General features: G+C 58.8%; 8 protein-coding genes, 2 rRNA genes and 1 riboswitch (1 of these 11 cut by a window edge). Of the genes, 7 read left to right on the top strand and 3 right to left on the bottom strand.

Features of this window, described 5'->3' with window-relative positions; genetic code table 11:
* Nucleotides 1-58 precede the first annotated feature (58 nt).
* Complete coding sequence (locus tag GH975_RS11050; protein ID WP_153714574.1) at nt 59-1,672, top strand: methyl-accepting chemotaxis protein; 1,614 nt, start codon at nt 59-61, stop codon at nt 1,670-1,672.
* Here GH975_RS11050 and GH975_RS11055 read toward each other — a convergent pair.
* Nucleotides 1,604-2,758 carry an HD domain-containing phosphohydrolase gene (locus tag GH975_RS11055; protein WP_153714575.1) on the bottom strand — a complete coding sequence of 385 codons (1,155 nt, stop codon included), beginning with the start codon at nt 2,756-2,758 and terminating at the stop codon, nt 1,604-1,606. The two genes, GH975_RS11050 and GH975_RS11055, sit on opposite strands and share 69 nt — an antisense overlap.
* 207 nt (nt 2,759-2,965) lie before the next feature.
* A riboswitch (TPP riboswitch) is annotated at nt 2,966-3,054 on the top strand.
* Nucleotides 3,055-3,088: 34 nt separating this feature from the next.
* On the opposite strand from GH975_RS11055, the gene thiM reads away from it, so the two are divergent.
* The 6 genes from thiM (at nt 3,089) to GH975_RS11085 (ending at nt 8,394) form a co-directional block, all read left to right on the top strand.
* The gene (gene thiM, locus GH975_RS11060; RefSeq protein WP_153714576.1) at nt 3,089-3,868 is read left to right on the top strand and encodes a hydroxyethylthiazole kinase; all 780 of its coding nucleotides are present in this window, start codon (nt 3,089-3,091) and stop codon (nt 3,866-3,868) included.
* The gene (thiE, locus tag GH975_RS11065) at nt 3,865-4,497 is read left to right on the top strand and encodes a thiamine phosphate synthase (protein WP_153714577.1); all 633 of its coding nucleotides are present in this window, start codon (nt 3,865-3,867) and stop codon (nt 4,495-4,497) included. Before thiM ends, thiE begins: the two co-directional genes overlap by 4 nt.
* Nucleotides 4,487-5,296, top strand: coding sequence for a bifunctional hydroxymethylpyrimidine kinase/phosphomethylpyrimidine kinase (gene thiD, locus GH975_RS11070; protein WP_153714578.1), 810 nt, complete (start codon nt 4,487-4,489; stop codon nt 5,294-5,296). The genes thiE and thiD overlap by 11 nt, the downstream gene beginning before the upstream one ends.
* A complete protein-coding gene (locus GH975_RS11075; protein WP_153714579.1) occupies nt 5,287-6,621 on the top strand; it encodes a sodium:solute symporter family transporter in 1,335 nt (444 codons plus the stop codon). Before thiD ends, GH975_RS11075 begins: the two co-directional genes overlap by 10 nt.
* A 46-nt stretch (nt 6,622-6,667) precedes the next feature.
* Nucleotides 6,668-7,192: a hypothetical protein gene (locus GH975_RS11080; RefSeq protein WP_153714580.1), complete on the top strand. Its 525-nt coding sequence runs from the start codon at nt 6,668-6,670 to the stop codon at nt 7,190-7,192.
* A gap of 122 nt (nt 7,193-7,314) precedes the next feature.
* A complete protein-coding gene (locus GH975_RS11085) occupies nt 7,315-8,394 on the top strand; it encodes an enolase C-terminal domain-like protein (RefSeq protein ID WP_153714581.1) in 1,080 nt (359 codons plus the stop codon).
* A 240-nt stretch (nt 8,395-8,634) separates the two neighbouring features.
* On the opposite strand, the gene rrf is transcribed toward GH975_RS11085, so the two are convergent.
* A 5S ribosomal RNA gene (gene rrf / locus GH975_RS11090) occupies nt 8,635-8,750 on the bottom strand.
* Between the two features lie 108 nt (nt 8,751-8,858).
* A 23S ribosomal RNA gene (locus tag GH975_RS11095) occupies nt 8,859-10,291 on the bottom strand (it continues 1,448 nt past the right edge of the window).

Raw genomic sequence — 10,291 nt, forward strand, 5'->3', positions numbered from 1 at the left:
CGAGGTGTCCTCGCCGCTACCTTTAGACCGGTGTTTGCCGCCCGTCTAAGGACAAGTTGTGTCTGTACTCTCTGCTATTAAGTGCCCCGTTGTCATGGTCGATGCACAAGGTCGCATCGTTGACAGCAACCAACCGCTAACACCGGGCAACGCTTTCATCGAACCCGCTCAGTTACGCGCCGGCACTTGCGTGCACTTAAACGACACACAAAAAGGCTTTATCGAGGTCGACGGTGAGCATTTTGTCATTACGCTACAAAACACCGAGGGTCGTTCGCGTGTGGTTCAGGCCTTTAACGCCATCGCCCAATGCCAGTTGGACTTTCCCAACCAACTCAAGGGCGACCTTGGGCGTGCCTTGGCAGCCGCCGTCGCCACGCTAAATGAAGCGCTGCGCCAGTCACTTGATTCCGCCACCAATGTTGAGGGCAGCGCGGCAGACCTGGCTCGACGTGCCGACAATTTGACCACGCGCACCCAGACCGCCGCCGCCCAGCTGGAAGAAACTGCCGGCGCCACACGTGAACTTGAAAGCACGATCCGCGGCAACCTAGAAGCCTCTGAGCGGCTGGTCGAGCAATCCGGCGAACTGACCGTTCAAGCCAACCATGGCCAAACCGCGCTGGGCAAAACCTTGGAGCAAATGGAGAACGTAAAGGCTCAGGTCGCCAAGACCGGCTCGATCCTAGAGGCCATCGACCAAATCGCATTCCAAACCAATCTATTGGCTCTTAATGCTGCGGTTGAAGCCGCACGTGCAGGCGAAGCCGGGCGTGGCTTTAGCGTCGTCGCCCAAGAAGTCGGCGCCCTCGCCGGGCGCGCCTCCGAACAAGCCAAAGGGGTGCGCAAGCTGCTATCCGGTGTCACCGAAGCAACCGAGCAAGGGCTGCGCGAAGTGACCGACGTGCAAGGCGTGATGGGATCAGTGTTCAGCCAGATTTCGGCGTTTAACGAGTCGGTACAAGCGATCCGCGTCGCCAGTAACGAACAGTCACTCGGGGTCACCGCCGCGGCCGACAGCGTCGGCCAGATATCAGACCTGAACGAGCAAAACCGCGAGTTAGCCGAACAGCTTAATGAGCTATCGGCCACGCTGACCTCACAATCCGGATTTATGCGCAATAGCCTAGAAGTGTTCTCGACCTGCCAGGGCTTTTCACACCCGATGCACCGCGAGGCCGCGGTTATTTGCAACGCGGTCGCCACACAAGTCGGCCTGGCCTTTGAAGCTGCCGTCCGCGACGGCCACATTACCGAAAGTGCCTTGTTCAGCCCTGAATATCGGCGCGTCGCGGGCACCGATCCGGTGCGCTTTTCGACCGGTTTTGACAGCCTGTGTGACCAGATACTGCCGCCCATTCAAGAAGCGGCGCTGGATGACAATGACTGGTTGATTTACATGATTGCCATCGACCCGCAGGGCTATGTGCCGACACACAATGACAGGTTCTGCCAACCCTTAACCGGCGACCCGAAAAAAGACCTGGCGGGCAATCGAACCAAGCGCATATTCGAAGACCGTGTCGGCAAAACCGCAGGTTCACACCAACGCGACCACATGATCCTGACCTATCGACGCGACACCGGCGAAGTTTTGACCGACTTATCGTGTCCGGTTTTGATTAACGGCCGCCATTGGGGCGGCGTGCGTTGCGCTTACAGTTTGGCCTAAATCCCTATCCGTCTGTGCCCGAGCGATCGCACATACCGCGTCAAACTGGTCCAAAAAAGCGTCCAATACGACCGGATCGAAGTGAGTGCCACGGCCCTCTATCATGATTTCACGGGCCGCCTTGAAACTCATCGCGGGTTTGTACACTCGGACACTAATCAAGGCGTCGAACACATCGGCTACCGCCATTAAACGCGCGCACAACGGAATCACATCGCCGGCCAATCCATCCGGATAACCCGTGCCATCCCAACGTTCGTGATGCCAGCGGGCGATTTGCTTGGCATAGTGCAAAAACGGCAGGCGTGCGTTGACCTGACGCTCGGCGCGTTCCAATGCTTCGGCGCCCATCGCAGCGTGATGACGCATGGTCAGCCACTGTGCCGCATCCAACGCCCCCGGTTTCAACAGCACCTGGTCAGGGATGCCGACCTTGCCGATGTCGTGCAGGGGAGCGGATTTAACCATTAACTCAATATTGCATTCGGTCAATTCGTCGCGATCCCGCGGCAAATGTTTCAAGTAGTCCGCCAGCAAGCGCACATAGGCTTGGGTGCGGGCAATGTGATGCCCCGTGTCGCCGTCGCGCACTTCGGCCAAGCTGGCCAGCGCCGCAATGGTCGCCGACTGCATGGTTTCGTTCTCGCGCATACGCGCACGGATAACGGATTCCAACCGAACGTTTTCATCTTCGAGTCGCTCGCGCGCCTGTTTTAGCTCGACCTGAGCGTCGACGCGAGCGCGCACTAAAGAGGGCCGCAAGGGCTTGGCAATGTAGTCAGCCGCACCCATTTCCAAGGCCTTTTCTTCATCCTTCACTGCACCGGCGCCGGTAATGAAAATAACCGGGATTTTCGACACCCGAGGACGTCCGTTGAGCGCCTTGAACACCTCGTAGCCACTCATGTCAGGCATACGCACGTCCAGCAAAATAACGTCCGGGTACGGCGGGGACTGCGCCGCCACCAACCCCGCTTCACCGTGATCGGCGATGCGCACTTGGTAGCGCCCATCAAACAGTCGCCGCAGACTTTCACAGATGCTGGGGTCGTCATCGATGACCAAAACAGTCGCAGGCTCATTCACAGTGAGCTTCCTTCAAATGCTAGTTTCTCATGATCTATGAAACTGCCCATTAATGCTCGCGTCAACGGTCATTGGAGCGAGGGGGCGAAACAAGTGTTTCAGACCAACGACAGATCCGATGCCCGAGTGACCGGCCCCACCGTCAACGTTGCCCGGCTCATTCATTCGTTTTTGGCAGTTGCATCGCGGCGCCCTGAGCACTAGATTCTGCCAAGCCAGGGGCGCCGAAAGGCTGAGACGTACCCTTTGAACCTGAACCAGATAATGCTGGCGTAGGGAGGTCGCAAGTCAATCTGATTTGTCCCCTCTCGTGCGCCGATTGGAGATGTCATGACTGATGCAAACACGCTACATACCCTTCGTACTACTTCACCCCTTGTTCACTGTATAACCAACTATGTAGCCATGCAGTTTTCCGCCAACACCTTATTGGCCGCCGGCGCCTCCCCGGCCATGGTTCATGCGACCGAGGAAGCCGCCGAGTTCACGCCCATCTGCGGCGCCCTATCGATCAATATCGGTACGCTGTCGACGCCGTGGCTTGACGCCATGCGTGCGTCAGCCCGCGCCGCAAACGCACAGGATCTGCCCTGGGTGCTGGACCCCGTGGCCCATTTCATCTCGGCCTACCGGCGCGACGCCTGCGCTGAACTGGTTGCACTGAAACCGGCCATTATCAAAGGCAACGCCTCGGAAATTATGGCCTTAAACGGCACCCAATCCGCCGGCCGCGGTGTCGACAGTGGCGATTCAGTCAAGGATGCAAAGCACGCCGCGCGGATGCTGGCCAATCAAACCGGCGCTATCGTGATGGTCACCGGTGAGGTCGATCATGTGACCGACGGAACCCAGTGCGCGGATATCAGCGGGGGCAGCCACTGGATGCCGCGCGTAACCGCCATGGGCTGCTCGCTGGGGTCGCTGACCGCCGCTTACGCGGCCATTACCACGCCCTTTGATGCGGCAGTCTCGGCGGCCGCCCATTTCGCTGCTGCCGGCGACTGGGCGCAATCGCGCGCGGCCGGGCCCGGATCATTTCACGCGGCATTTTTGGACGGTTTGGCACTTATCGGCGATGACCAGCTAGCGCCGTGGGTGACACGGGGATGAGCGGCCTCTCCGATCAGCTCAAACTGTGCCTGGTGGTCGGGAGCCAACCGGCCAACGGACTGGGGTTACTCGACACCGTCGAAGCGGCAATCCGCGGCGGCGTCAGCATGGTCCAGCTGCGCATGAAGAACACCTCGACCGAGCACCGCATCAAGGTTGGACGCCAACTGCAACCGCTGCTGCGGGCCGCCGCTGTGCCTTTGATTGTTAACAATGACGTCGAAGCCGCAGTCGCATTGAACGCCGACGGTGTCCACGTCGGCCAACAGGACATGCCGGCGGACCAGGCTCGAGCACGACTGGGCGATGACCGAATTATTGGCCTTTCAATTAATCATTTGAGTCAGCTACGCGCAGTCGATCCGCGCGTGGTCGACTACGCCGGCCTGGGCCCGGTATACGCCACCACGTCAAAGCCTGATCACGCCGCACCGACCGGTCTGGATGGCTTGGCCGCGCTGGTCCAAGCCTGCCCCATCGCGCACATCGCCATTGGCGGCATCAACGACACCAACGCCGGCACAATCGCCGGCACCGGCGTCGGCGGAATCGCCGTTATTTCGGCTATTTGCAGCGCCCCAGACCCCTGCCGCGCCGCCCAAGATCTGCGGAGCGCCTATGATTCCTAACATTCTTAGCATCGCCGGATCCGATCCCTCGGGCGGCGCCGGTATCCAAGCGGACATCAAGGCGATCAGTGCCAACGGTGGCTATGCGATGTCGGTAATCACCGCCTTGACTGCGCAAAACACCCAGGGCGTGCGGGCGGTTTACCTGCCCCCTGTCGACTTTATCGTTGAACAGGCGAATGCCGTCTTCGACGACATTTCCACTGACGCAGTCAAAATTGGCATGCTGGTCAATGCAGACATCACCCGCGCGATTACCACTATTTTGATCGAACGGGCGGCGACAACTCCCGTCGTTGTCGATCCCGTGATGATCGCCAAAGGCGGCGCTTCGCTACTGGATCCGAGTGGCGTCGATAGCCTCATCACCCAGTTAATACCCCAGGCGACGCTGCTGACACCGAATCTGCCCGAGGCGGCGTTCTTGCTCGGATGCGCCCCGGCCCAGACAGAAACCGAAATGGAGATTCAGGCGACTGCGCTGCGCACCATGGGCGCCAACTCGGTACTGCTAAAGGGCGGCCACCTGGACGGCCAATTTAGCCACGACTGCCTAGCAACCGCCGACGGCATTGACTGGCTGCAAGCCCCTCGCATCCTTACCCGCAACACCCATGGTACCGGCTGCACGCTGGCGGCGACTATCGCCACCAACCTCGGCCATGGCCAGTCGCCGGCGCTGGCCTGCACCAACGCCAAGCGCTACATCCACGCCACCATCGAACAGGCCCACCAACTCAAGGTCGGCAGCGGGCACGGCCCGGTTCATCACTTTACGGAGTCACACTCATGCCACTAATTTCGACCCCCACCGCCCTGCTCATTATTTCTATGATTGCCGGCGGCACCGCACTGGCTGGGTTTTGGTACCGCGCCCGTGCAACGACCACACTGACGGGCTCGACGCTGCAACTAGTGTCGACCCTATTGGCGACCGCATTGGGGGCTTGGATCCTATTTGGCCCGCCAGAAGCGGCTACCTGGGGTGGCGTCGGGGCGATCATTGGCTACGCCCTTGGCGTCGCCGCACCGCTGCTGCTGATGGCGATAATCGCGCCACGCCTATTCGCACACAGCGACGCCGGCAATGGGGTGTTCGGCTACGTGTCACAGCGCTATGGCAAAAGCATGGTTTATGCCGCAGCCGCTGCGATCGCGTTTTACCTCATCATCAGCCTGACCGCCGGCCTCACCGCGGTCGCTAAACTGGTGCAAATTTTCGCGCCCATCCCGCTGGCTTGGACGGCCACAGCGGTTATTGTTGCTACCCTGGCGTACAGCCTACCGGGCGGTCTGCGCGTTTCTATGTTTACCGATCGCATCCAAGCCTGGATCGCAGCCCCGCTGATTGTGGCGGTGCTGTTCGCCGGATTCAGCCTAATTCAGTCGCTACCTGCGCCCAAGGTGGACTACGCCCAGTTCGACCTGACCTCCAGCACCGGCCTCCAAGCCGGCATCACGTTTTTCATTGCTGTGGCCTTAACCAACCTGTTCCATCAAGGCCAGTGGCAACGTGCTGAAACCGCGTCCAGCAACGGCCAGCTTCGCCGAGCACTGATCATCAGCGCCGCCATCGCAGCGCCGATTGTGTTGGCTTTTGGCGGTTTTGGATTGCTGTTTGTCGCCACCGGCGGCGCCGGTGATCCTTCAACCGCGCTGTTTAATGTCGTCACCACCGGCAGCCCGCTGTGGTTATCCGCCATGCTGATTCCGCTAGGGGTATTGCTGTTCATGAGCAGTGCTGACTCGGCCATCACCGGATTGACCAGCCTGACACCGAACCCGCGGGTCGGCGGCGCGGTCGTGATTGCTCTGAGTCTGCCGGCGGCATGGGTCGCCGCCCAAGGCTTGAGCGTGCTGTATTTGTTTTTGCTGGCTGACTTGATCTGCTGCGCGATCGCGTTCCCGGTTTTCTACGGGCTGTACTCGCGCCGCCACTCAACTCGAGCTGCGCTGATGGCGTCCGCCACGGGCTTGGTCGCCGGGCTAGTGTATTTCCCGCTGCCCGGACAACCACCGACTCATCTGATGGAGGCTTTTTTGGCCGCGGCTGTATTGCCGGTCGTGGTGTGTTTGCTGATGTCGACGCTAACCCGGGACCTGCGCGAGACCGCGGCGACCTGAGTCCGTTTAGGGCGTATACTCGCGCCCCAAACCGAGGACGACACGCATGACCGACACCCTGACACTGACCGAGCAACTGGCCCAATGGAACCGACGCGCGACCGCACCGATGCACGCGCTGAACCGATCCATGGGCAACAGCGAGGGGTGGGCGACCACGCTAGTCGCTGCGTGCGCGGATCCGAAAACCCAGTCCGCAGCCAGTTGGTTGCTGCTGCAACACCTGGCCGCCGACGACGCCGTGTTGAGTGGCGCCGACAGCAGCGCCTTGATCGGTCACTTAACGATGCTGTCAGCCTGGGATGCGCAGCTTCACGCTTTACAAATACTGCCGAAATTGGTGATCGCGGCCGACAAGGCCGACGCGGTTAACAGTTTTGTGATGCCGTTATTGGCATCAAACCGCAAGCTAGTTCGTGCCTGGGCGAACTATGGACTGGCCATGGTCGCGGCCCAACATGATCGCTTCAAAGCGGGCGCCCTGACCACCTTGGGCGAAGCCTTGGAGCGCGAAACCACCGGCTCCGTGCGCGTCCGGGTCAAACGCGGCATTGCCCTGCTGACTAGCTAGTCCGTCACCGCCTGCTAACCGACGGTTAGCGGGCGTCACATCGGGGACTGACAGGCGCAGAATTTGCCAAATTGGTCTGACCAATTTAGGGTGACAAAAAACCTAATAAGACATCCGCCCTCATGACAACCACCACTATCGCTTCGATCCAGGTCACCGCCGTCAGCGTGCCGATGACGCACCCGCATAAAACCGCCAGTGGTACGATCAGTGCCTGCCCGTTGTTGCTGATCGACGCAACCTCCGCGTGCGGCGCAACCGGCCATTCGATTTTGTTTACTTACACGCCTGGGGCTTTAAAACCGACCGGCGATCTGGTGCTGGGGTTGGGCGAATTGATCCGCGGAAAAACAGCCGCGCCCAAAGACATATTCGCCTTTTTGAACAGTAAACACCGTTTACTGGGCACCCAAGGATTGGTCGGCATGGCGATTGCCGGCATCGATATGGCCCTGTGGGACTTGCTGGCACGGCGCACTCATCAGTCCTTGACTGAACTGCTTGGCGGCAGCCAAAAACCCATCGCGGCCTACGGCGGTGTCGGCTTCGACGGTGTCATCGGTTCGGCTAATGCGGCCGAGGCGTTCGTCCAACAAGGCTTTACCGGAGTCAAAGCGAAAATTGGATACGCCACAGTGGCGGAGGACCTGGCCGTCGTTCAAGCCATGCGCGCCGCCGTTGGTGAAAACGTCAGCATCATGGTCGATTACAACCAGTCATTAGGGCCGGCTGAGGCTATCGCGCGGCTGTCCGCACTGGCGGACGAGGGCCTTGAATGGGTGGAAGAGCCGTCACTGGCCCACGACTATCAATCGCTCGCTCATATTCGCACAAACGCCAGTATGCCCATTCAGGCCGGTGAAAACTGGTGGGGCATCCAGGATCTGCAACATGCGTTAGACGCCGGTTCAACCGACCTGCTGATGCCAGACATCATGAAGATTGGCGGCGTCAGCGGTTGGCTCAATGCCGCGGCGATGGCCGAGGCCAAGCAGTTGCGTGTGTCCAACCATCTATGGCCCGAAATCAGCGCTCGAATGCTTGAATGCACGCCGACTGCGCACTGGCTGGAATACGCGGACTGGTGGAATCCGATTTTGAAGTCGCCATTACAGATCGAGAATGGTTACGCAATAACAGGTGACGCCTTAGGCGCCGGAATCGAGTGGTGCGGCGACGCAGTTGAACGCTACCGGGTGTAGTGGTCAAAGAAACGCCGGGGCTTCGGCATTGAAAAACGGCGCGCCCCCACAACATGGGGTGGCACTAAAAGCCCGGCGCCCGCGGAGCGGCTGACCCACAGGATGTGGGAAATGCCGCGGAGGCCATGGATGGCCGAGAGCGGCCCGGCTCACCCTACTCTCACGTTCGAGTAGCCCATCGAGCAGGCATAAAAAAAGGCCCGACCCCCACGACGTGGGGATCGGACCTTTGCATTAAAAGCCTGGCGATGACCTACTCTCACATGGGGAGACCCCACACTACCATCGGCGCTAATCTGTTTCACTTCCGAGTTCGGGATGGGATCGGGTGGGTCCAGACCGCTATGGTCGCCAAGCAAACTTTGGGCAATGAGCTTTCACTCATCCCCGAAATACGCGTCATCTAGAGTTAACTCAAGAACAGTCCAAGCCAATTGGCATTCAACGGTCTGCTTCGGTGTTGTATGGTCAAGCCACACGGGCAATTAGTACTGGTTAGCTCAACGCCTCACAACGCTTACACACCCAGCCTATCAACGTCGTAGTCTACGACGGCCCTTTAGACCCCCTAAGGGGTGTGAGAACTCATCTTGAAGGAGGCTTCCCGCTTAGATGCTTTCAGCGGTTATCCCGTCCGAACTTAGCTACCCGGCAATGCCACTGGCGTGACAACCGGAACACCAGAGGTTCGTCCACTCCGGTCCTCTCGTACTAGGAGCAGCTCTTCTCAATTCTCAAAACGTCCACGGCAGATAGGGACCGAACTGTCTCACGACGTTCTAAACCCAGCTCGCGTACCACTTTAAATGGCGAACAGCCATACCCTTGGGACCGGCTTCAGCCCCAGGATGTGATGAGCCGACATCGAGGTGCCAAACACCGCCGTCGATGTGAACTCTTGGGCGGTATCAGCCTGTTATCCCCGGAGTACCTTTTATCCGTTGAGCGATGGCCCTTCCATACAGAACCACCGGATCACTAGGACCTACTTTCGTACCTGTTCGACTTGTCAGTCTCACAGTCAAGCACCCTTCTACCCTTGCGCTCATGGAACGATTTCCGACCGTTCCGAGGGTACCTTCGCGCTCCTCCGTTACTCTTTGGGAGGAGACCGCCCCAGTCAAACTACCCACCACGCGCTGTCCCTGTACCGGATAACGGTACGAGGTTAGAACCCCAAATTTGCCAGGCTGGTATTTCAAGGTTGGCTCCACCGAAACTAGCGTCCCGGTTTCATAGCCTCCCAGCTATCCTACACAAACAAATTCAGAGTCCAGCGCGAAGCTGTAGTAAAGGTTCACGGGGTCTTTCCGTCTAGCCGCGGATACACAGCATCTTAACTGCGATTTCAATTTCACTGAGTCTTGGGTGGAGACAGCGTGGCCATCGTTACACCATTCGTGCAGGTCGGAACTTACCCGACAAGGAATTTCGCTACCTTAGGACCGTTATAGTTACGGCCGCCGTTTACCGGGGCTTCGATCAAGAGCTTCGCTTACGCTAACCCCATCAATTAACCTTCCGGCACCGGGCAGGTGTCACACCCTATACGTCCACTTTCGTGTTTGCAGAGTGCTGTGTTTTTAATAAACAGTCGCAGCCACCTGGTCACTTCGACCGGCCTCAGCTTAGGGAGCAAGTCCCATCACCAAAGCCGGCGTACCTTCTCCCGAAGTTACGGTACCATTTTGCCTAGTTCCTTCACCCAAGTTCTCTCAAGCGCCTTGGTATTCTCTACCTGACCACCTGTGTCGGTTTCGGGTACGATTTCTAATTACCTGAAGCTTAGAAGCTTTTCCTGGAAGCATGGCATCAACGACTTCATCTCCGTAGAGACTCGTCATCGCTTCTCGGCATTAACAAGATCCCGGATTTACCTAAGATCTCTGCCTACAAG

Source organism: Litorivicinus lipolyticus, assembly GCF_009650135.1.
GTDB lineage: Bacteria > Pseudomonadota > Gammaproteobacteria > Pseudomonadales > Litorivicinaceae > Litorivicinus > Litorivicinus lipolyticus.